General features: G+C 70.7%; 17 protein-coding genes. 10 read left to right on the top strand and 7 right to left on the bottom strand.

The window, feature by feature from the left end; all coding sequences use genetic code 11:
• Positions 1-177 precede the first annotated feature (177 nt).
• The 5 genes from ABFX46_RS04560 to ABFX46_RS04540 all read left to right on the top strand — a co-directional run bounded on the left by ABFX46_RS04560 (position 178) and on the right by ABFX46_RS04540 (position 8,934).
• Positions 178-621 carry a GlcG/HbpS family heme-binding protein gene (locus ABFX46_RS04560; protein WP_346040068.1) on the top strand — a complete coding sequence of 148 codons (444 nt, stop codon included), beginning with the start codon at positions 178-180 and terminating at the stop codon, positions 619-621.
• 172 nt (positions 622-793) lie between these two features.
• Positions 794-4,045, top strand: coding sequence for an ATP-dependent helicase (locus ABFX46_RS04555; protein WP_346040067.1), 3,252 nt, complete (start codon positions 794-796; stop codon positions 4,043-4,045).
• Positions 4,046-4,068: 23 nt separating this feature from the next.
• Complete coding sequence (locus ABFX46_RS04550) at positions 4,069-7,701, top strand: ATP-dependent helicase (RefSeq protein WP_346040066.1); 3,633 nt, start codon at positions 4,069-4,071, stop codon at positions 7,699-7,701.
• Between the two features lie 93 nt (positions 7,702-7,794).
• Positions 7,795-8,574, top strand: coding sequence for a class I SAM-dependent methyltransferase (locus ABFX46_RS04545; protein WP_346040065.1), 780 nt, complete (start codon positions 7,795-7,797; stop codon positions 8,572-8,574).
• Positions 8,575-8,628: 54 nt separating this feature from the next.
• Positions 8,629-8,934, top strand: coding sequence for a hypothetical protein (locus ABFX46_RS04540; protein ID WP_346040064.1), 306 nt, complete (start codon positions 8,629-8,631; stop codon positions 8,932-8,934).
• Positions 8,935-8,986: 52 nt separating this feature from the next.
• On the opposite strand, the gene ABFX46_RS04535 is transcribed toward ABFX46_RS04540, so the two are convergent.
• Positions 8,987-10,606, bottom strand: coding sequence for an AMP-binding protein (locus tag ABFX46_RS04535; protein WP_346040063.1), 1,620 nt, complete (start codon positions 10,604-10,606; stop codon positions 8,987-8,989).
• A 31-nt stretch (positions 10,607-10,637) separates the two neighbouring features.
• Between ABFX46_RS04535 and ABFX46_RS04530 the strand changes: the two genes are divergently transcribed.
• The 3 genes from ABFX46_RS04530 to ABFX46_RS04520 all read left to right on the top strand — a co-directional run bounded on the left by ABFX46_RS04530 (position 10,638) and on the right by ABFX46_RS04520 (position 13,513).
• Positions 10,638-10,799, top strand: a complete 162-nt coding sequence (locus ABFX46_RS04530; RefSeq protein WP_346040062.1) for a hypothetical protein — start codon at positions 10,638-10,640, stop codon at positions 10,797-10,799.
• Positions 10,800-11,265: 466 nt separating this feature from the next.
• On the top strand, positions 11,266-12,849 hold the full coding sequence (locus ABFX46_RS04525; protein ID WP_346040061.1) for an HNH endonuclease signature motif containing protein: 1,584 nt from the start codon (positions 11,266-11,268) through the stop codon (positions 12,847-12,849).
• A gap of 25 nt (positions 12,850-12,874) precedes the next feature.
• Positions 12,875-13,513, top strand: a complete 639-nt coding sequence (locus ABFX46_RS04520; RefSeq protein ID WP_346040060.1) for a maleylpyruvate isomerase N-terminal domain-containing protein — start codon at positions 12,875-12,877, stop codon at positions 13,511-13,513.
• 715 nt (positions 13,514-14,228) lie between these two features.
• On the opposite strand, the gene ABFX46_RS04515 is transcribed toward ABFX46_RS04520, so the two are convergent.
• Complete coding sequence (locus ABFX46_RS04515) at positions 14,229-14,801, bottom strand: dihydrofolate reductase family protein (protein WP_346040059.1); 573 nt, start codon at positions 14,799-14,801, stop codon at positions 14,229-14,231.
• Positions 14,802-14,907: 106 nt separating this feature from the next.
• Between ABFX46_RS04515 and ABFX46_RS04510 the strand changes: the two genes are divergently transcribed.
• Positions 14,908-15,768 (top strand): maleylpyruvate isomerase family mycothiol-dependent enzyme, encoded by an 861-nt coding sequence (locus ABFX46_RS04510; RefSeq protein ID WP_346040058.1) that lies wholly within the window; start codon positions 14,908-14,910, stop codon positions 15,766-15,768.
• Positions 15,769-15,797: 29 nt separating this feature from the next.
• On the opposite strand, the gene ABFX46_RS04505 is transcribed toward ABFX46_RS04510, so the two are convergent.
• The 4 genes from ABFX46_RS04505 to ABFX46_RS04490 are packed head-to-tail and all read right to left on the bottom strand — an operon-like array spanning position 15,798 to position 21,221.
• Positions 15,798-16,874 carry a type III PLP-dependent enzyme gene (locus ABFX46_RS04505; RefSeq protein WP_346040057.1) on the bottom strand — a complete coding sequence of 359 codons (1,077 nt, stop codon included), beginning with the start codon at positions 16,872-16,874 and terminating at the stop codon, positions 15,798-15,800.
• Positions 16,871-18,478 carry an IucA/IucC family protein gene (locus ABFX46_RS04500; protein ID WP_346040056.1) on the bottom strand — a complete coding sequence of 536 codons (1,608 nt, stop codon included), beginning with the start codon at positions 18,476-18,478 and terminating at the stop codon, positions 16,871-16,873. Before ABFX46_RS04500 ends, ABFX46_RS04505 begins: the two co-directional genes overlap by 4 nt.
• The gene (locus ABFX46_RS04495; protein ID WP_346040055.1) at positions 18,469-20,055 is read right to left on the bottom strand and encodes an IucA/IucC family protein; all 1,587 of its coding nucleotides are present in this window, start codon (positions 20,053-20,055) and stop codon (positions 18,469-18,471) included. The genes ABFX46_RS04500 and ABFX46_RS04495 overlap by 10 nt, the downstream gene beginning before the upstream one ends.
• Positions 20,052-21,221 carry a siderophore biosynthesis protein gene (locus tag ABFX46_RS04490; protein ID WP_346040054.1) on the bottom strand — a complete coding sequence of 390 codons (1,170 nt, stop codon included), beginning with the start codon at positions 21,219-21,221 and terminating at the stop codon, positions 20,052-20,054. The genes ABFX46_RS04495 and ABFX46_RS04490 overlap by 4 nt, the downstream gene beginning before the upstream one ends.
• 170 nt (positions 21,222-21,391) lie before the next feature.
• Between ABFX46_RS04490 and ABFX46_RS04485 the strand changes: the two genes are divergently transcribed.
• Positions 21,392-22,000 (top strand): HD domain-containing protein, encoded by a 609-nt coding sequence (locus tag ABFX46_RS04485; protein WP_346040053.1) that lies wholly within the window; start codon positions 21,392-21,394, stop codon positions 21,998-22,000.
• 14 nt (positions 22,001-22,014) lie between these two features.
• Here ABFX46_RS04485 and ABFX46_RS04480 read toward each other — a convergent pair whose 3' ends face one another.
• On the bottom strand, positions 22,015-22,377 hold the full coding sequence (locus ABFX46_RS04480; protein WP_346040052.1) for a DUF4031 domain-containing protein: 363 nt from the start codon (positions 22,375-22,377) through the stop codon (positions 22,015-22,017).
• Between the last annotated feature and the right edge of the window lie 6 nt (positions 22,378-22,383).

Here is a 22,383-nt window from a genome sequence, read left to right as displayed (position 1 = left end):
GTTCGGCAGAGTGTACATAGCCTCGACGGACGCGGTCCTCCGAGACTGACGGGAGTGGAGGAGTTCGTGGCGGACGGCGCGGAATCGGAAAAACCGTCCACCACATCCTGCTTGACCATTCCGTATCCGGCAATACCCCACATTTCAGATGGGGGGTGGCGCCCGTCTGGAGGCCCCGTGCACACCGTTCACCGGCTCACCCTGGAAGACGCCCTCGTCATGCTCACCGCGGCCGAGGAGGAGGCGCGCCGGATCGGCGTCAAGCAGACCATCTGCATCGCCGACGACGGCGCGCACCCGATCGCGCTGCACCGCATGACCGGCGCCCGCCTCACCGGCGTCGAGATCGCCATCGCCAAGGCGTTCACCGCCGCCGGCCACCAGCGCGACACCCATACGTTCAACGAGCCCCCGAACGGCCCCGCGCTGCCCGGCAACGAGGCGTTCGGCATCGACCAGACGCACCCCGGCAAGTTCGCGATCTTCGTGGGCGGGTTCCCGATCGTCCACGAGGGCGAGGTCGTCGGCGCCGTCGGCGTCAGCGGCGGCAACGGCGAGCAGGACAAGGCCGTGGGCGCGGCGGCGCTGCGCGCGTTCAGGGAGAAGGTCGCCGCCGCCTGAGCGCCCGGGAGCCGGCGGGGGAGCGTGCGGGCGCCGGGGCGGGCGGTGAAGGTCGCCGCCGCCCGAGCGCGCGGTGTGGCTTTTCTCCCTGGCGACATGCGTGCGTTGTGGTCAGAACCGTCCCGGTGATCTGTTCCAATGAACTGTTGTGCCCTCTGGTTCCTACCGTCTCGTGCGCCGCGCCGGTCCCGCGCGGGCCGTCCCGCCTGCGCTCGACGAGCAGCAGCGGCGGGTCGTCGAGCACGCCGGCGGGCCGCTGCTCGTGCTGGCCGGGCCGGGCACCGGGAAGACCACGACGATCGTCGAGGCGGTCGTCGACCGCATCGAGAACCGGGGCGTCGATCCGGAGCGCGTGCTCGTCCTGACGTTCAGCCGCAAGGCGGCGGGCGAGCTGCGGGAGCGGATCACCGGGCGCCTGCACCGGACGACCCGCACGCCGCTCGCCCTCACCTTCCACAGCTACGCGTACGCGCTGATCCGGCGGGACGCCGTGCTGAACGAAGAGCCCGCCCCGAGGCTCCTGTCGGGGCCGGAGCAGCTCCTTGAAGTGCGGCGGCTGCTGGAAGGCGAGCTGGCGGACGGGGCGCGCGACTGGCCTGAGCGGTTGCGGGCCGCCCTGGCGACGCGCGGCTTCGCCGAAGAGCTGCGCGACTTCACCTTGCGTGCCGTTGAGCGCCAGTACGTCGCCGAAGACCTCATCGCGTTGGGACGCATGCGCGGGCGCGACGACTGGCCCGCCATCGGCGGCTTCATGGAGCGCTACGTCGACCGCTTCCTGCTCGACCCCGTCCCCACCTACGACTACGGCGAGCTCATTCACATGGCCGCGGGCATGCTCGCCGAAGAGGAGGTGCGGATCAGGGAGCGCGGCGCCTACGACGTGGTGTTCGTGGACGAGTACCAGGACACCGACCCCGCGCAGGAGGCCCTCCTGCACCACCTCGCCGGCGAGGGACGCGACCTCGTGGTGGTGGGCGACCCCGACCAGTCGATCTACGGGTTCCGCGGCGCCGACGTCCGGGGGATCCAGGAGTTCCCCAACCGCTTCCTCACGCTGGACGGCGAGCCCGCGCCCGTGGTGGCGCTGCGGACGTGCCGCCGGATGGGGCCGGAGATCCTGGCGGCGTCGCGCCGGATCGCGCGGAGGCTGCCCGCCGGGTCGGCCGGGGCCGCCGAGCACCGGGCCCTGCATCCCGTGGAGGAACTCGACGACGGCGAAGTGCGCGCTGTGTCCTCCAGAGGGGGCGACCCCCCTGGACCCCCCGATGAAGTGCGCGCTGTGTCTTCCAGGGGGGCCGACCCCCCTGGACCCCCCGATGAAGTGCGTGCTGTGATCGCCGACTCGGAGAGCCAGGAGTCCGCGCTGGTGGCCGACGAGCTGCGCCGCGCCCACCTGCTGGACGGCGTGCCGTGGTCGCGTATGGCCGTGCTGGTGCGGAGCGCCGTGCGGCAGGTTCCGGTGCTCCGGCGTGCGCTCGCCCAGGCCGGTGTGCCGGTGGTCGTCGCGGGTGACGAGGTCCCCCTGATCGCGGAGCCCGCCGTCCGGCCGTTCCTGGTCCTGCTGCGGGCCGCGCTGAAGAAGGGCTTCCTGAACGAGGAGGTCGCGGAAGACCTGCTGACCGGTCCGCTGGGCGGTGCCGACGCGCTGGCCATGCGGCGGCTCAAGCGGGCCCTGCGCGACCTGGAGGAACTGTCGGGCGGCGACCGTCCGCTGGGTGAACTGCTGATCGCGGCGGTCAACGACCCACGGGAACTGATCCTCGTCCACGAGAAGGTGCGGGCGCCCGCCGAACGGGTCGCGCGCCTGATCGACGTGGCGCGGCGGTCCGTCCAGGACGGCGGTACCGCCGAGGACGTGCTGTGGGCCGTGTGGCAGGAGAGCGGGCAGGCCGACGTCCTGCTGGAGCAGAGCGTCAAGGGCGGGACGCGCGGGGCGGCGGCCGACCGCGACCTCGACGCCGTCGTCGCGCTGTTCGACCACGCCGCGCGGTTCGTCGACCGGCTTCCCCAGGCGGGGCCCGAGCTGTTCGTCGACAACATCGCGTCCCAGGAGATCGCCGGTGACACGCTGGCCGAGCAGGCGCCGGAGGGCGAGGCCGTCCGCATCCTCACCGCGCACCGCTCGAAGGGGCTGGAGTGGGACGTGGTCGTCGTCGCCGGCGTCCAGGAGGGTGTCTGGCCCGATGTCCGTCTACGGGGGTCGCTGCTAGGCGTCGAGGAACTCATCGAGCATGCCGCCGGGGCGGAGCCGGACGGTGAAGTCGCGGCCGGTGCCTCCATGGCCGCCAAGATGCTGGACGAAGAACGACGCCTCTTCTACGTCGCGGTGACGCGCGCGCGCAAGCGCCTCGTCGTGACGGCCGTCGGCGGCGACGACACCGAGGAGCGGCCGTCGCGGTTCCTCAACGAACTGCTCCCGGGGGCGATCGAGCAATCGCAACTGGACGAGAAGACGCGGTGGCTGTCGCTGTCCGCGCTCGTCGCCGACCTGCGCTCGGTGGTGGCCGACCCGTCCCGTCCGGAACCGCTGAGGCGCGCCGCCGCCGGGCACCTGGCCCGCCTCGCGCGCGCGGGCGTGCGTGGCGCGCGACCTGAGAACTGGTACGCCATCACCGCGCTGTCCGACACCGGGCCCGCGTTCGCCGACGACGAGCAGATCACCATCTCCCCGTCCCAGGTCGAGGCGTTCACCACCTGCGGGCTGCGCTGGCTGCTCGCCTCCGCCGTCGGCGCGCAGGAGGGCGGGCCGAACGAGTACAGCACGATGGGCAAGGTGATCCACGCGGTCGCCGAGATGGCCGGCGCCGACGACGGCATCGACGAGGTGCACGTCGCCGAGCGGCTCGACGAGATCTGGAACGACCTGGAGTTCCGCAGCTCCTGGTACTCCGAGAAGCAGCGGCAGCAGGCCACCGCGATGGTCGACAAGTTCCTCGCCTGGCACCGCGACAACCCCAACGAGGTCGTCGCGCTGGAGGAGTCCTTCAAGGTCGACCTCGGGCGCGTCGTCATCAAGGGTCGCATCGACCGCGCCGAACGCGACGAGCAGGGCCGCGCCGTCATCATCGACATCAAGACGTCCTCCACGGCCGTCCCCAAGGACGACCTGGCCCGGCACCCCCAGCTCGGCGTCTACCAGTACGCGGTCATGCTCGGCGCGTTCGAGCGTCACGGGCTCATCGAACCCGGCGGGGCCAAGCTCATCCAGGTCGGCAAGGCCGCGTTCACCGCGAAGGCGCGCGAGCAAGAGCAGCCGCCGCCCGCCGAGGACGCCGACCCCGAATGGCCCAAGAAGCTCATCGAGATCGTCGCCACCGGGATGGCGAGCGACGTGTTCCAGGCGCGCGCGAACGACAAGTGTCGCACCTGTCCCGTACGCTCCTGCTGCCCCGTCCATGACGAGGGCGGGCAGGTCGGAGAGTGACGGATTAGCTCGGGGGGAGCGAGGTGATCACGCCGGGAGAGCTGGCCCGGCTGCTGGAGATCCCGGCGCCCACGGAGGAGCAGGCGCGGGTGATCGAGGCGCCGATGGCGCCGATGGCGGTGATCGCGGGCGCCGGGTCCGGGAAGAGCGAGACGATGGCCGCGCGGGTGGTGTGGCTGGTCGCGAACGGCTTCGTCCGGCCGGAGCGCGTCCTCGGGCTGACCTTCACCCGCAAGGCCGCCGCCGAGCTCGGCGTGCGCGTGCGCAAACGGCTCGACAAGCTCCGCGAGGTCCTGCCGGGGGACGAGCTCGAGCGGCTCGGCGGCGAGGCCCTGTTCGACGGCGAGCCGATGGTGTCGACGTACCACTCGTACGCGGCGCGGCTCTTCGGCGACCACGCCCTGCGCGAAGCCCTCGAACCCACCATGCGGCTCATCTCGCCGGCCGTCGCCTGGCAGATCTGCTCGCGGGTGGTCGACGCCTACAACGGCCCCATGGACCGCATCGACTGGCAGCCCGACACCGTCACCAAGGCCGTCATGGAACTCGCCGGCGACCTCGCCGAGCACCTGCGGACCGCCGAGGACGTCCGCAAGGTCGGCGCCTGGCTGGACGAGCGGTTCGCCGCGGTGAAGAAGCCGCTCAAGGCGCAGCGCGACATCCTCGCCAAGCACGCCGTCCGCGAGCAGCTCATGCCGCTGATCGAGGCGTACGCGCGCGCCAAGGCCGACCGGGAGGTCATCGACCACGGCGACCAGATGGCGCTCGCCGCGCGGATCGCGTTCAAGCATCCCGAGGTCGGGATGATCGAGCGGTCCCGGTTCTCCGTCGTCCTGCTGGACGAGTACCAGGACACCTCGCAGGCGCAGCTCGTCCTGCTGCGGTCGCTGTTCACCGGCGGGCACCCGGTGACGGCCGTCGGCGACCCCTGCCAGTCGATCTACGGGTGGCGCGGCGCGAGCGCCGGGAACCTGCTGCGGTTCGCCTACGACTTCCCGCTCCAGCCCGGGGTCAACGGGGGGCGGCCGGTGCCGGCGCCCGTCGTCCAGCTGAGCCGGTCGTTCCGGAACGGCGAGCAGATCCTCGAAGCGGCCGCCAAGGTGCAGGAGGAGCTGCGCGTCGAGACGAAGGCCGTGCCGCGCCTCATCCCGGGCGCCGGACGCGAAGGGCGTGGACGCGTCGAATGCGCCCTCTTCCACACCGTCGAGGACGAATCCGACCGCATCGCCGCGCGCATCGCCGGGCTCATGGCCGCCGACCCCGAGACCGCGCCCGACGGCGGCCCGCAGGCCGAACCGCTCCGGTACTCCGACATCGCCGTCCTCGCCCGGAAGCGGTCGCAGTTCCCGCTGATCAGGCGGGCCCTGGAGGCGCGCGGCATCCCGGTCGAGGTGGTCGGGCTCGGCGGGCTCCTCACCGTCCCCGAGGTGCAGGACGTCGTCGCGACGCTGCGGGTCATGCACGACCCGACCGCCGGCGCGTCCCTCGCCCGGCTGCTCACCGGCCCGCGCTGGCGCCTCGGCCCCCGCGACCTCGTCGCCCTCGGCCGCCGCGCCCGCACCCTGGCCCAGGACTCCGCCCGCGACATCACACCACCGGAGAAGCCTTCTTCCGGGGAAGCGCCGACCGCCACCCCACCGGCCGACACCTCGACGAGCGCTGCGTCGCCGGATGCTGCGTCGTCGGGTGCTGTGCCGCCGGGTGCTGTGCCGCCGGGTGCCGTGTCGCCGGGTGCCGTGCAGTCGGGTGCCGTGCAGTCGGGCGCTGTGCCGCCGGGTGCCGTGCAGTCGGGCGCTGTGTCGTCGGGCGCTGTGCCGCCGGGCGTCGCGTCGTCGGGTGCTGTGTCGTTGGGCGCTGTGTCGTCGGATGGCGTGGCGCCGGGTGAGGCCGGGCCGTCGGGTGAGGCTGGGCCGGAGCCCGTCGACGATCCGCTCCGGCAGCTCGTCGGGGAGCTGAACCAGGAGACCGGGAGCCTGGTCGACGCGCTCGACGACCTCGGCCCGGCGGAGGCGTACTCGCCGGAGGGGTGCGGGCGGCTGCGGCGCCTCCGCGACGAGCTGCGCGGCCTGCGGAGCCAGGTCGGGCTGCCGCTGCCCGACCTGGTCAACGAGGTCGAGCGGGCGCTCGGCCTCGACATCGAGGTCGCCGCGCGGTCCGGGCTCGACCCCGTCACCGCCCGCGCCGACCTCGACGCGTTCATCGACGCCGCCGCCACGTTCGCGGGCGACGCCGAGGACCCGACGCTCGGCGCGTTCCTCGCCTACCTGAAGGCCGCCGAGACCGAGGAGTTCGGGCTGGAGGCCGGACGGGTCGGGGAGACCGACAGCGTGAAGCTCCTCACCGTCCACGCGTCCAAGGGGCTGGAGTGGCCCGTCGTCGTCGTGCCGGGCCTGTCGTACGCGCCGCAGAAGAACGGCGGCCCCGCCAAGGGGTCGATCTTCCCGTCGCCGCCGCAGAACGCCACCCGGTGGACGGCGAACCCGCGCGTCCTGCCGTTCATGCTGCGCGGCGACCGCGCCGACCTGCCCGCGCTGACCGGGCTGGAGAAGGACGACCTCGCCGCGTTCGACCAGGCGTGCGCCGAACGCGACCTGCGGGAGGAGCGGCGGCTCGCCTACGTCGCCGTCACCCGCGCGTCCAGCCTGCTCATCACGACCGGGTACTGGTGGGGGTCGTCGGGGCGCCCCCTCGGGCCGTCGCCGTTCCTGGAGGAGATCCGCGCGATCTGCGTCGCCGGCGCCGGGTCGGTCGCCGTGTGGACCGACCCGCCGGAGGAGGGCGCCGAGAACCCGCTGCTCGCCGACCCCGAGGAGGCGCAGTGGCCCCTCGAGCCCGGCGAGCGCGGCCAGTCCGACATCACCGCCCGCGAACGGTACGAGGCGGTCGTCGAGGGCGCCCGCATGGTCGAGGACGAGATGGCCGGCCGGACGCGCCACTGGGCCGGCGACGCCGGGCTGTCCGACGCCGACCGGGCCCGCATGACCGCGTGGGCGCGCGACGTCGAGCTGCTGCTCGCCGAACGCGACCGGGGCCGCGGCGGGGACGGCCTGCTCGTCGACCTGCCCGCGCACCTGTCGGTGTCGTCGCTGGTGTCGCTCGCGCGCGACCCGGCGGCGCTGGCCCGGCAGATCCGGCGCCCCATGCCGCGGCCGCCCGCCCCCTACGCCCGGCGCGGCACCGCGTTCCACGCCTGGCTGGAGGGCCGCTGGGGGCAGCAGCGCCTGCTCGACCCGGACGAGCTGCCCGGCGCCGCCGACGAGGGCGCCGCCGACGACGCGCACTTCGCACGGCTGCGGACGCGTTTCGAGGAATCGGAATGGGCGTCCCGGGAACCGCTCGACATCGAGGTGCCGTTCGAGACGATCATCGGCGACCGGCTGATCCGGGGCCGGATGGACGCCGTTTTCCGGTCGCCGGGCGGCGGCTACGAGGTCGTCGACTGGAAGACGGGTTCGCCGCCGTCCGGGGACGAGGCGCGGTTCGTGTCGGTGCAGCTCGCCGCGTACCGGCTGGCGTGGGCCGAGCTGACCGGCGTGGACGTCGCGCAGGTCAGCGCGGCTTTCCACTACGTGAGCGCCAACGTCACCGTCCGCCCGGCCGACCTCTTGGACGCCGCCGGGCTGGCCGCCCTGCTCGACGGCGTTCCGGCGGTGTGATTTGTACCCGTAAAGGGGTGATGAGTCTCACTGACCCCTGTTCACCGTTCGTGCTTTCGGGGATGATCCGGGCAACCATTCAGGGAGGCGACGGTGACGGTGACCCACGACGAGAAGGTCGTACAGGAGTTCTCGAAGCAGGCGGCGGGTTTCGCCGACCCGAGGCTGAACGTCGCGTTCACCCGTCATCTTGATCAGCTCGTCCGCTTCATGGACCCGGAGCTCGACCTTGAGGACGTCGTCCTGGAGGTGGCCGCCGGCACCGGGCTGGTGTCCCGCGCGATCGCCCGCCGCGTCCGCCATGTGACCGCCCTCGACCTCACCCCCGCGATGCTCGCCGAAGGCAAGCGCGACGCCGACCACGCGGGCCTCATGAACATCACCTTCACGCGCGGCGACGCCACCGCCCTGCCCTACCTGGACCGCTCGTACACGCTGGTCGTCACCCGCTTCTCGCTGCACCAGGTCGCCGACCCCGAGGCAGTGGTGCGGGAGATGGTGCGGGTCAGCCGCCCCGGCGCCGCGCTGATCATCGCCGACCTGATCCGCCCGGACGGCCTGGAGGGCGACGCCGACCGCATCGAGCGCCTCCGCGACCCGTCCCACGGCACCATGCTCACCGAAGCGCAGATCGCGGACCTTGTCACGGCGGCCGGCGCGGAGGTGAAGCGCTCCGAGCGGTTCGACTACGTCCGCCCGCTCGACCCGTGGCTGGAGTTCTCCCAGACCCCGGACGCGGACGCCGCGCAGATCAGGCGTGAGCTGCAGGACGAGCTGGCCGGCGGACCCGCGACCGGCATGCGTCCGAGCATGGTCGACGGCGTCCTGCACTTCACCCACACATACCTCTTCCAGCAGGCGATCGCCGGATAACGGTTTCGACCAAATGTTCGACGCGGGTCGCTCATATGTTCTATGTTGTCGGCCATGCGTTCCACCACCGTGCGGTCCCTCGACCGCGAGCCCGCCGCACTGGCGATGCGCATCGGAGTCGTCGCCGCCGAGGCCGCCCTCGCCACCTTCGCCCGCAACCTCGACCTGGACGACCTGGCGGACGGCGTCGACTTCCAGGGCGCCATCGGTCCCGCCGAATGGCCGGTGTTCTCCCTGGTCATCGACACTCTCGCCGAGGCCGGCCCGGGCGACCGGCGCACCCTGGACGAACGCCGCGCCGACGCCCTCAACGACCTCGCGCGCATCTGCATGGCCGCCAAGAACCGCGGCGCCGCCTGATCGGTGACCGGGCGCGTCCGGGACCGTGCGGCCTTGGCCCCGGACGCCGCCCTCACCCGGGCAGCGCTGTGGCCTTCACCTTGCCGGTGCTCGTCCGCGGCAGTTCCGGGACGAAGTGGACATCGCGCGGCACCTTGTACCTGGCCAGGTGCTCCTTCACGTACATTCTGAGGTCGTCCTCGGTGACCTCTGAGCCCGGTGCCCGGACGACGTAGGCGGCGAGGCGCCGGCCGAACTTCTCGTCGTCCACGCCGGTCACGGAGACCTCGGCGACGTCCGGATGCCCGCCGAGCAGGCCCTCCACCTCGCCCGGGAACACGTTCTCCCCGCCGGACACGATCATGTCGTCGGCGCGTCCGTCGATGAACAGCCGCCCCTCGTCATCGAGATGGCCGAGGTCGCCGGTGCCCGTCAGGCCGTCCAGCGTCCGCTTGCTCCCGCCCCCGGTGTATCCGGCGAACCGCAGGCCGCCGCCGGTGTAGATCTCGCCGGTCTCGCCTCTGGGGACCTCCCGTCCGTCCTCGTCGAGGATCTTGAGGGTGATCCGCAGGGACGGCCTCCCGACGGTGCCGGGCGCGGTGCGCAGGTCGTCCGGCGTGGCGATGGTGGCCCAGCCCGTCTCGGTCGCGCCGTACACGTTGATGAGGACGTCGCCGAATGCGTCCATGAAGGCGTCCGACAGGTGGGAGGGGAGCGCGGAGCCGCCGGACACGGCCACGCGCAGGGTCGGTGTCTCCGGCCTTTCGTCCACGTCCAGGATGCGCTGGAGCATTACCGGGACCGCGACCAGCGCTTCTGCGCGGCAGTCCGCGATGGCCTGGAGGGTTTCTTCGGCGTCGAACCTTCGGGACAGGATGAGGGGCATGCCCATTCCGAGGCCCACGGCCGTGTAGGCGAAGCCGAGAATGTGGAACAGCGGCGGCGCGATCACGATCGGCTTCCCGGAACGGACGGGGACCCGCATGGCATGGGTGAGCGCGACCGGCAGCAGCGCCGAGAGCGACATGTCGTGCCGGGCGCCCTTCGGTGTGCCGGTGGTGCCGGACGTCATCACGATGACTTTGCTGGCGCGCTTCGTCGTGAGCGGTTCGGGTTTGGTGTCGCTGATCAGCTTCTCGAATGGTTTCGTGTTGCCGTCGGTCCAGGCGACGAGTTGCTGTCCGGTGAAGTGTGCGTCGTTGATGGTGGGGGTGAACTCTTCGTCGTGGATGATGAGCTCGATGCCCTCGCGCTCGGCGACCTTGCCGAGCTGTGCGGCGGAGAAGTCGGTGTTGAGCAGGACGACGTCGTTGCCTAGGCGGGACGCTGCGAGGACCGCCTCTACGAAGCCTCGGTGGTTGCGGCAGAGGATTCCGACCCGTCCGTCCTTGTGGCGGGCCGTGAGGCGGCCTTCGAGGCGGCCTTTGAGGGCGGTGGCCAGTGATGCGGCGTGTTGCTCCAGTTCCGCGTACGAGAGCGCCCCGTGCTCGTCGATCAGCGCCGTCCGTTCGGGAAAGCGGAGGGCCGACATCGCGCCGAGCGTCGCCGGGACGGGACCGAAGCGGACATAGGGCAGCGGCAGCCGCGCGGCCCGGTCTGGACGTATCGGCTGCAGGACCCCTACATTGCGGATGGCGTGGCCCGCTCGCGCGCCCACCTGCACGGCATGACGTAGTCGGTCGACCAACAGCACTGAACGCCTCTCCTTCGGTAGCACCGGCCCGGTGACCACCGCCATACCCGCCGTTTCCCTAGATATTGACTGTGTCGGCATCTTCCTGGGGCGCCACCGGACGGTCGCCACCGGCTTGCCGTCCGGCGGTTATCTGCGGGATGTGCGCGTGGCTGGTGCCTCTTTTCTACTGGTTTTGGTGTGGCTCGGGTGAGTGGTCGGCTGAGGTGGCCTTCCGTAGGTGGGTGCGCTCGCTCGCGTTGTCGCCGGTTGCTGTCACGTTGGTTGCGGTTGTCGGTTTGGGAGGGTGATTTATCGCGTCGGTTTGGTGCGTGGTTCGCTTGTAGACGTCCGCGCTACGCGCGGACTGAGGCGGTCGGGCGGAACCTCCATCAGCAACCGCAACCAACGTGACCTCAGCCGCCCACCTGCAGCAACCACACTCACCCGATAAAGCCGTGCTCAGCCCCCGGATACTGTTGGATGATCACTATGTCGCAGGGGTTTCCTTTCAGGCGGAAATACCGCAAGGTTTTCGGTGACATAAATGTATCGTGTCCAAAATGTCCCGCGCTATTGTTGGGCTGCTGCACTATAATCGAATGGAAGGTAGAGAAGGGAGGTGAATCCTGATGTCGATATCGGTCGAAGCTGTCGAACCTGTCGAGCGCACTGTAGGTGTGGGCCGCCGCCAACGCGAATGGGAAGACCGGGAATGGTTCCCGCCCGGCCCGCAGTTGGCCATCTGCCTGTCCGGCCGGAAAGAGCGGCTGGCCGACCTGACCGACGACGAACTGCTCCAATTCGCCGCCGCCGCGCGCCGACAGACCTCATGGGCGCAGGCGCGGGAACTGGCCGCCGTCGCCGAACTGTCACGGCGCCGCGCCGACGCCGAGACCGCAGGCGACCCCGACTACCGCATCCTGTCCGCGCACGACTCGGTCACCGAAGAGGTCGCCGCCGCCCTCACCATCACCGGCAACGCCGCCGCCACCCTGGTCCACCTGTCCGAACGCCTCGCTGGGGCCCTGGCCGACACTGCGGCCGCGCTCGAGGCCGGGCGCATCGACATGTCCCGGGCTCGGGTCATCTGCGAGGTCACCGACGACATGCCCGACCAGGTCACCCGCCAACTCCAGACCGCCGCGCTGGAGAAGGCGCCCGGCCAGACCACCGGCCAGCTCCGCCGCCGCATCAAGCGGATCGCCCAGCGCCTCGCCCCGGCCGCCGCCGAGGAACGCAAGCGCGAAGCCGTGCGCGCCCGGCGACTGGAACTCTGGGACACCCCCGCCGGCACCGCAGACCTGGCCCTGTGCGACCTGCCCCCCGAAGACGCACACGCCATCTACAACAAGATCACCGCCGCCGCCCACGGACTGAAGAAGGACGGCGACCCGCGCCCGCTCCCACAGCTCCGCGCCGATCTGACCACCCTCCTCCTCAAGGGCGCCGAGCTCCCCACCGCCGTCCAAATGCTCCTCGCCGACCCTCCTCAGCCCTGCGACGCTCCCGCGAACGCGGCCCCTCACCCCGACGACACCGACGCCACCTCTGTCCTCGGCCTGCTGTCGCCACCCCCGCAAGACCACAGCCCCCAAAGCGTCCACGGCGTTCAGAGCCGCTGGGGTGTCAGGGGCGCCCGGGGTGCCGACGGTCACCGCGACCCCCACCCCGCGACGGCCATCGAATCCGTCCTCGTCAAACCACCCGCCCCCGGCTTGAAAGCACTGCCGCCACCGCCGCGACCCCCGCAGGACGGCCGCCCCCAAGCCATCGCCATCCCGGACGTTCGCGGGACCGGGCAGGGCGCCATCACTCGGGCACTGGCGGGGATGGTCGAGCACCGGCTCACCCACGTCCGCGACCGCGTTGCACCACACGTGCTTCCTGCCGCGATCGTGCGGGCAGTCCAGAGCATCCACGATGAGTTGGCGCCCGCGCGGGACGCGGTCTGCCAAGGCCGGGACGAGAGCCACGGCCGACCCGGCTACCGGCCACCGGACGCACTACGCCGCGACATCCTCACCAGACACGCCACCTGCGTGTTCCCCACCTGCAACCGCGACGCACGGCGATGCGACCTCGACCACACAATTCCCTGGCGCCCCGGAACCACGTGCCACTGCAACCTCGCTCCACTCTGCCGACGACATCACCGCCTCAAACAAACCCCCGGCTGGACGCTCCACCAGATCTGGCCCGGCCTCATGATCTGGACGACCCCGTCCGGCGGTTGGTACGTCGTCCACCCCGACCGGGAGTGACTCACCGCTTGGATAGCGTCTAGGCATGCCGACCTCACCAGCCGCCGTGACCGCCGAAGACCTCGAACTGGCTGTTCGGCTCGCCGTTTCCACCCTCCGAGAAGCACCGCCGGACGCCTGGGACGCCAAGGCCGGATCACTCGAATGGGACTGCTGGGAGACCGTCGAGCATCTCGCCGACGACCTGTTCGCCTACGCCGCCCAACTGGGGCCGAAGACGCCACCGATGGACGGCGAAGTGCCGTTCGTGTGGCAAAGCCTGCGACCGGGTGGCCCGGCGAACGCCGTCCATGCGAACCGGGATGCCGGACCCGCAGGGCTGCTGCAAGTCCTTGAAGCCTGCGGCGGACTCCTGACCGCCATGGTGCGCACCGTCCCCCCGCACGTCCGCGCCCATCACGCGTTCGGCGCGTCGGACGCTGAGGGCTTCGCCGCCATGGGAATCGTGGAAACTCTCGTCCACACCCACGACCTGGCAGACGGCCTGGGCCTCCCATGGGAGCCACCCGCTCACCTGTGCCGCCGCGTACTCCACCGCCTGTTCCCCGACGCGCCGCAAGACACTGAGCCCTGGCGAACACTGCTGTGGTCCACCGGCCGCGCAGACCTCCCCGGACGGCCCCGCCTCACCTCCTGGCGCTGGCAAGGCACCCCACAGCCCTAGCACGTCCGGCGGATCATGTAGGCCGACCGCTGCCCACCAGTTGCCGGTCAATGTGTCGTAGCAGGTGGCGATGCCGCGCCATTGCTTGTGACGTCTGATGCAGCGTTCGATCACGTTGCGGCGCTTGCCCGTGGCCAGGCCCGAAGGCCGGTGGGGCTCCGCCGTACCAGCCGCAGCAAACGCGTCCAGCCTTCTGGCCGCCGCGTTCGGGGATGGTTGCGGCGATTCTCGGTCCCGCAGTGACCGGCCGATCGCGGCCGAACTGTAGGCCTGATCTAAGTCAGTCGACCGTCAAGTGGATCTTGGTCTTCCACTTGCCATACCGTTCGGGCAAGTCCCGCGACGGGTGCTGGTGGTCACCTTCCACAAGGTCACGTTCAGCATCGAACGGTGATCTGCCCCACCGACCGTCCTGAGCGGGTGGCCCGGGTAAAGACAGGCGCTAGTGCGGTGTCCGTTCACCGGGTGCGTTGACCTGCGGCGTGTTGTTGTTATGAGCGCGTCGAAAGCAACAACACGCCGCAGATCAACGTGGTGGCGACCCGGTCGGCGTTCGTGGACACCGCACTAGGGACCCCGGTAGGGCGCAGAACGCAGAGGCCATGACGTGGAGGGGCGTTGTGGTCGGACCCGGCGCGCAGTTCGCGGCTAGCGTCCAGCGCTTTGCGTGCGGTCTGGGATGGGGTCTTGGACGGTGACGGGCGGCGGCGTTGGGCTACTTTCGGAGTTGAGTTGAGTCGTTGACCTGGTAGTCGAGGAGTACCAGGCGGTCGTCGAGCACAGTGGTGCCGGTGAGGTGCAGCTCGCAGGGCGGGAGTTCGGTGAAGACGGGGCCCTCGCCCGCCACGCCGTGGATCATCGGGAAGACCATCACGCGGACCCGGTCGACGAGATCGTGCTGGAACAGGCTGCGGACCAAGGACGCGCTGCCGATGGTGCGCATGGGCAGGCCGTCCGCCATGGCCTTCAGCGCGGGTATGGCCGTCTCGATCGGCTCATCGATGAGCGTGGTGTTCGGCCATGTCAGCGGAGGCCGGAGAGTCTTGGAGAATACGACTTTGGGAAGCTCGGCCATCCGTGTGAAGGACGGGTCGTCGCCCGTGGCGACGATCTCCGACATCTCCCGGTACGTCGTCGCGCCCATGAGCATGACGTGGTCTTCGGCGAGTTGGGCGTTGATCCAGTCGTACAGCCCCGGCCCGTCGTAACCCCAGTACGCCGCTGGACGGGGTCCGCCGCCTCCGTATCCGTCGACGGTGCTGAACACGTCGACTCTCAGTTCACGCATGGCCCTCCCGCCAGAGTTCTCGTGGAGCGATGCCCGCCCTGACGGGTGTGACCACCTTGACCGCGTGAACTCATCGGTCGGCCGTTGACGGTCGTATCGTGGGCCGATGACCGGCGGGGATGGGCGGGCGTCGCATCTGGGCCCGATGATCGACGTGCGGCCGTTGTTCGCCGAGCAGCAGGCCGCCTTCATCGACGTGCTGGGCGGCTTGGACGCCGATGAGTGGGAGCGGGCCACCGTCTGCCCGGGATGGAGCGTCAAGGACGTCGCCGCGCACGTGCTCGGTGACCATGTCGGTCGGCTGTCCAGGCACCGGGACGGGTTCACCGCCCTCGGCCCCCTTGGCGACGAGCCGTTCCCTCGGTTTCTCGACCGCATCAACGACGAGTGGGTCACCGCTGCGCGGCGTATCAGCCCGGCGCTGCTCGTCGGGCTGCTGGCGGAGGTCGGGGATCAGGTCGTCGAGTTCTGGCAGGGCGTCGATCTTGAGGCCTTGGGCGGTTCTGTCAGATGGGCCGGTCCGGAGGCGCATCCCGTCTGGTTGGACGCCGCGCGTGACTTCACCGAGTACTGGACGCATCATCAGCAGATCTGTGAGGCGACCGGACGCCCTGGGCTCACCGATCCGCGATATCTCGGGCCCGTCCTCGACACGTTCATGAGGGCGCTGCCGCATACGATGCGCGATGCGTCGGCGGGTGAGGGCGCCGTTGTTCAGGTGGTCGTCTCCGGCTTCGGTGGCTGGGTCTGTCGGCGTGGCGAGGAGCGGTGGTCTCTGCGGCGGGGGATGGAATCTCGGCCTGACGCATTGATCGAGCTTGATGCCGACACCGCTTGGCGTTTGTGCACGCGCGGCATTGCGCCGGATGCGGCTGGGGAGCGGGCTCTGATCACGGGAGATCGTGTGCTCGCGGACGCGGCGCTTCAGATCGTGTCCATCATCCACTCGGGGGCAGCAGGACTCTGACCTACGCCGCCGTCGTCGGTTCGGCGTGGTCAGCGCAGGTAGTGGAAGGTTGGTTTGGGGTGCATGAGGAAGTCGTGGTGGGAGATGTTCCAGGCGTAGGCGCCGGCCATGGTGAAGGCGATCACGTCGCCGGGGGCGAGGGGCGGGACGGGGACGTTGCGGGCGAAGACGTCCTTCGGGGTGCACAACTGGCCTACCAGGGTGGCGGGGCTCGTCGGGCCGGTCGCCGTGAGGACCTTGAAGGGCTGGTTGTGGCCTTTCGTCACCGGGGTTCTCAGGTGGTGGGTGCCGCCCCGAAGAATGACGTAGGTCTCGCCTCGGGTCGTTTTCGTGTCGAGGACGTCGGTCACGTACCAGCCGTGGTAGGCGGATATGGCCCGGCCCGGTTCTATGCGGATCCGGGCGGGGAGGGAGGCGAGACCCTGTGCGTAGGTGTGCCAGTCGAAGCGGGTTTCGGGGGACGTGTAGTCGGCGGCCATTCCGCCGCCCACGTTGAGTTCCGGGTCGTCCACCCCTTGGGCTTTCAGCCAGGGGAGTGCCCATTCGGCTATGTGGCGCGCGAGGTCGAGCATGGCGGGGGCGTCCAGGCCGGAGGCCAGGTGGGCGTGGATGCCGCGGAGGGTCAGATCGGGGTGGTCGGCCAGGAGGCGGGCGCATTCGTTGAGGGCGTCCTCGTCCATGCCGAAGGGGCCGCTCATGGTCAGGGCGGCGTTCTGGGTGTCCAGGGGGAGGTTCGCGCGGAGGAGGATCTCGGCGGGGCCGAGTTCGGCCAGGTTTCTCAGCTCGTTGGGGCTTTCTACGTGGATCCGGTCGGCGGCCAGGGCTAGGCGCAGTTCTTCGGGTGTCTTGCCTGGTCCGCCGAAGGCGAGGGGTTTGCCGGGGGTGGTTTCGCGGACGTGGGTCAGTTCACCGCCCGATGACACCTCGATGCCGTCCACGTGGGGTGCGAGGGTGCGGAGGATCTCGGCGTCCGGGTTCGCCTTGGCGGCGTAGAACAGTTCCGTGGAGCCGAGGGTCCCGCGGATTGTTCTTACGTGGTCTTCCAGGCCCGGCAGGTCGTAGATGTAGGCCGGGTAACTGCCGAGGTTCAGGGCGAGTTCGTTCATAGCGGTCGGGCTGCCAGGGGGTTCGGGGCGGGGACGTAGGTGGCGCCTCGGTCGGCCGTGCGGGACCAGCGGGTGCGGAGGTTCGCCTTGGCTGGCAATGGCACGCCGGCCAGGAGGGCTCTGACCTGGGGGTGATGGTCGTGGGCCGCGAAGTGCTTTCTCGCGTCCAGCCAGAGCCTTTGTTCCAGATGCGGGTGGAGGTCGGCTACTGCGGCGGCGATTTCGGTGAGGTGGTTGACCAGGAGGCAGTAGACGACGCGGTTCCAGCCTCGGTCGGGTGCGTAGGTGAGGCTTTCGGCCACGCGGGACGGGAGGTGCGTCAAGTCCCAGCGGCCGGCGGTCAGTTTGGTCCCCTCCAGGTCGCGGAACGCCGCGTGGATCGGCATGCCGGTCGAGTCGACGCAGACGAGCACGTTCTGCAAGTGCGGTTCCAGGACGATGCCGTGGTCCAGGTAGGCGCGAAGGACGGGCGGTGCTACTTGGGCCACGTAGGCGTCCCACCATGCTCGGGCGCTCTCCGGGGTTTCCAGGGCGGGCAGGTCCGCGAGGAACGTGCTGTAGGGGTCGGTTAGGGCGCCTGCCAGCAGTGGGGTGCCGGGAAGAGAGGTGACGCCTTCGCGCAGGATCACTCCGAAGCCTTCGTAGAGGCGGCGGTCGGGGAGCGCGACGCTGCGGTAGGCGGGCTCGGAGAGAAGCGTCGAGTTCAGCTTGCCGAAGACGGGCGGCACCAACTCGTTGAGGGCCATCGCCCCGGTCAGTTCGTACCAGGCGTTCTTGCGCACGCAGTTGGTGATGCGCACGTCCAGGCTGAACTTGCAGAACACGTCGGCGTCCGGCAGGTAGGCGGTCCGGACGGAGGAGGTCGGGACCGCCTCCAGGTCGGACGGGCCGAGGTCAAGGAGGAGCCCTTCGGCCAGGGCCTTCCGTAGGACGGGGTTGTCCGCGAGTAGGGAGAACTGCCACGGGTGGACGGGGAGCAGTTTTCGTCCGGGAGGGGCGGTGGGGCCGTAGGACGACAGGGCTGTGAACGCGTCCGGGTCGCCTTCTTCCGCGACGAGGTCCTCGGGGACGGCCAGCCAGTGCGGGCGGAAACGAGCCCTCGTCTCGGGCGCGTACTGGAGCCAGTCACTAGGCGTTCCCTGGCGCGACTTCGGGGACGGGTGAAACCGGTGACCCGCCACAAGAGCCTGTTCTGAGGCTATGTACCGGTCGCCCGAGGGTTCACCTCGTGTGGCGAGGATGGCCGCCAGGGCCGCGTGGCTGTCCTCCACCTGGGTGAGGAACTCGGGATTGGGGCGGCCGGTCGCCAGTTCCAGTTCACCTGCGAGCAGGTTCGCCAGCCTGTCCCAGGAGGCAGGGATCCACGCGTCCTCGCGCCGCTCCTCGTAGGGCGGCGCCAGGCGGTAGGTGGGGCCGACCGGGGGACGGGCCAGGCCGGTGCGCAGGACGACGCCCGCGCGGGGGAGGCGCGCGACGAGGCGGGCACCGTCCGGCCACACCTGCTGCTCGGGCGCGCAGACCTCGCGGATGAGGCAGTTGAGCAGCGCGGTCGCGGTGGCGTCGCCGGCCGTGACGGCCGATCCGGACAGTTCTGTTAGCAGCACGTCGCGTCCCGTAGGTAGTTGGGCCCTGGCGGGCCGTAGTGCTTGTTGATGTCGGCCGCGCCCGTCCTCGCCTTGTCGACGAGGGTTCCGGCGGTGACCATGGCCTTGCCCGGCAGCGTGTCGGCGTCGAGGGTGCGGGAGCGCAGGAACGCGTCGTCCGGGCCGAGCGCGCCGTCGAGCCGCTCGCGGATCATCGCGCGCCCGGTGCGCCAGGGGAGCAGACGGCGCTCCGCCAGGCCGGCGGCGATCGCGGCGGCGCACAGGTGCAGCGTGATGGTGACGAACACGCGGGCCAGGGCGTCCGGGTCGTCGGTCGTCATGCGGCGGTCGACGAGGTCGCGCGGGTCCGTGCCCGGGGACGGCGTGATGTGCTCCCTGAGTCGCGAGGCCAGTATCAAGGCGCCGTCGTTGTCCTTGATGAGGAGACGGAGCGGGGACGTGTCGTCCAAGACGAGGGCGACGTTCTGCTGATGCGCCTCTAGCGCGATGCCGTAGCGGAACAGCGTGACGTTCCAGGCGAACAATGCCGACAGGTAGGTGCTGAAGAGGTCTTCGACGCCCCAGCGTTCGATGACGTGGCCTCCGCCGGGAGCCTCCGCGAGCAGCGCCGCCACCGGGACGATGTGCGCGCGCGCCGTCTCCGGTGGGAAGCGCCGCACCAAGTAGGCGAGGAGCGGGTCGTTGGCATGGCCGTAGGTCTGCTCATCGGCGAGAAGAACGGGAAGTCCCGGTTCCCGCTGGAGCACCTGGCGCAGGATGCGTTCGACCAGTGCGCCGTCCGGAAGTGTGCCGGGCATGATGGTGCGCCGGTTGCGGAGCCCGAGCGTGCTGGTCGGCAGCGGCATCTTCACGTGGACGAGCGGCGCGTCGCCGTTCAGGACGGCCACGGTGCGCATCGACAGCGTCGGGCCGGCCAGGAGGAACGGTTCCCGGGCCACCACCGCGCCCGGTTGCCTCTGCACGTGCGGCACGGCCAGCGGGTGGACGGGGAACAGCGCGCCCGCCGCGTCCGACCCCACATCGGACGGGACGGGCCACCACTCCGGCAGCGTGCCGGTGAGCTCCGGCCTCCGGACCGACGCCCACCGCAGCGGGAACGACGGTGCGAACTCGGGCGCGTAGCGGCTCAGGTCGGCCATGGACAGCCCGGCGCGGCCGAGCCCCGCCGGGTGCACCGGATGGCCGTTGTAGGCCGCCAGCGTCTCGTAGAACGTCCCGGAGCCGGTCCGCAGCCCGTCCGGGATGCGCGCCAGCCGCCGCTGCACGGCCGGCCGCGCGTCGTCGTGGAGTTTCGCGGTCGCCAGCGCGTCCAGGCATTCGCGTTCGAAGGCCGCCGTGTCGTCGCGGGGATCGGCCACGGTGCGGACGACCTGGAAGACGTCGCTCAGCTTGAGGTCCTGGTCAGGAGCGACGACAAGTTCGGAGAGGAACACGGGGCGTGCCGGTAGAAGGCGCACCGAAAGGCCAGGGAGGTCTAACGAGCCGTCCCGGATGAAGCGCCGTATGCCCCCGTAGTCCTCGCGTAGCAGCGCGTCCAGGACACGGGCCGCCAGCCGGCCCTCGGCATCGCCCGTCACGTGATGGTCCAGGAGTGCGCGGCGCGGAAGCGGGCGAGGGCGGCGTTCACCTCGTCCGGGCCGGGGCCTATCGCGCGCACGGTGCCGAGGTAGTCGCGGTTGGTGCGGGTGATGGCTACCGCATCGCCGACCGCGCGCTGTGGACGGTAGAAGAGCTGCACCGGGCCGTCGTCCAGCCGCAGTGGGCCGGGGGCCGAGGTGAGCGTGCCGGAGCGGTCGGCGATGACCGGCTCGGCGATCGCGTGCCGCGGCTGCGGCACCCGCACGCCCGGCAACGGTTCGCCTAGGTGCACCTTGAGGATCTGCTCGAAGAGCGGGACGCCGAGGAGGTCGGCCAAGAGGAAGTCGCAGTGGTCGCCGATCAACCGGTAATTGACCTCGATGATGCGGGCGCGGCCCTCGTGGACGACGAACTCGGTGTGGCACGCACCGAACCCGATCCCCAGCTCCTCCAGCTGGCGTAGAACCTGCGGGGTCTCTGGGGGCGGCTCCGCCCACTCAAGGCGCTCTTCCACGAAGAACGGCGGCGGCGAGAGCGTCGTACGGAACGAACCCAGGACGCGCAGCTCCCGCCCATCGCCGAGTGTCTCCAGCGTGTGCAGGTGCCCTGGCAGGTACTCCTCGGCCACTAGCGGATCGTCCCGCCGAGCGGCGATCTCGCCGACCCGGGCGGCCAGCTCCACGGCGTCATGGACGAGGAACACGTCCTCGCTTGCCACGCCCTCACGCGGCTTGACGACGAGCGGATACGGCGCATCCGCTGGTACTCGGCGTGCGTCCGCCGAGAAGACCGGGTCGATGGCCGCGAGGTGGCGGCGCATGAGGCCCTTGTTCTTCGCACGGGTCGCCGCTCGCCAGTCCTTGGCCGGGAGGCCGAAATACCCCGCCGCCAGCGCGGTGGGCGCCTGCAGGAAGTCGCTGTTGGAGAAGATTGCAGCGGGCGGACCGTCGACCGCGCCCTCGGCCGTGTGGGCGACGATGTCCCGGAAGTCGGAGACGTCGCACTCGACGACCGGCCCGCCGAACGCGTGCGGGCCCGACCGGTAGAGGGCGGGACGGTCGGTGAGCAGCGTCACGTCGAGGCCCAGGCGCGCGGCGGCGGGCAGGAACCCGTAGGTCACCGAGTCGGTCGCCTTCCCGGCGACCAGGTGGACAGAGGCGGCCACGATCGGCCTTTCCAGCTCGGGCATCCAGCTCGGGCAGTAGTGAGGTAAGCAGCAGTGAGGTAAGCCTTGCCTAACTCTTAGTGATCACCATAGTGGCGGGGCGGCTCGGCGCGCGCAAGAACGGCGGCACCGCGTGTCCCGGCCCGCCGGCCGTCCGCCAGGATGGGGCCATGGATCTTGTCGACCGGTGGGTCGCGCTCGCGGGGCCTCACACCCGGCATATCGGGACGGAGCTGGACGAGCGCTACGGCGAGCCGCATCGCCGCTACCACACCCGGACGCACCTGACCGCCGTCCTCGACCGGGTGGACGAGTTCGCCGCGCACGCCGCCGACCCCGACGCCGTCCGGCTCGCCGCCTGGTTCCACGACGCCGTCTACGACCCCGAGCGCGCCGACAACGAGGAGCGCAGCGCCCGCCTCGCCGCCCGGATGCTCGCCGACACCGACCTCGCGCCCGCGCGCGTCCAGGAGGTCGTCCGGCTCGTCGAACTCACGGCCACGCACGCACCGGACGAGGACGACCGCAACGGCCAGGTGCTCTGCGACGCGGACCTCGCCATCCTCGCCGCGGACCCTGACACGTACGCCGCGTACGCCGCCGCCGTCCGGGAGGAGTACGCGTTCGTCCCCGACGAGTTCTTCCGTGCCGGACGAGCCGAAGTGCTCAACGGCCTACTGGCGCTCCCCAAGCTCTTCCACACGCCCGCCGCTCACGAGCGCTTCGAAGAGCCCGCGCGCAACAACATCCGGACGGAACTGATGCTCCTCGGTGGATGACACCCGGTCAGCGCTCAGTGCGTGATGCGCGGCCGGTACTCCTTGCGCCGCCGCAGGCCCGCCTTGGTGAGCCGCAAGAGCAACTCCTGGCACCCCACCGCCTGAGCCCCTTGCAGCACGGCCGCCTCGTACAGCTCGGACGGCACGTCGTAGTGGTCGCGTTCGAACGCCCTCGGAGGCATCCCCAGGTCCGCTGCGAACGCGTGCAGTTCCTCGTAGGACACGTCGCTCACCATGTGCGACCAGACCCGGCCGCGGGCGGGCCACAACGGGGGATCTATGAGGATCAAGCCGCTTCCCCTAACCCTGCGTTGACACCAATGTAAGCTCGCGGCGGTGACGGCTGCGGAGCCGGTGCAACGGTACGACAGACACACATGCGA

The sequence above is a fragment of the Actinomadura chokoriensis genome (assembly GCF_039529475.1).
In the GTDB taxonomy this organism is placed as follows: Bacteria; Actinomycetota; Actinomycetes; order Streptosporangiales; family Streptosporangiaceae; genus Spirillospora; species Spirillospora bangladeshensis.
This window is presented reverse-complemented; position numbering and strand designations above follow the sequence as displayed.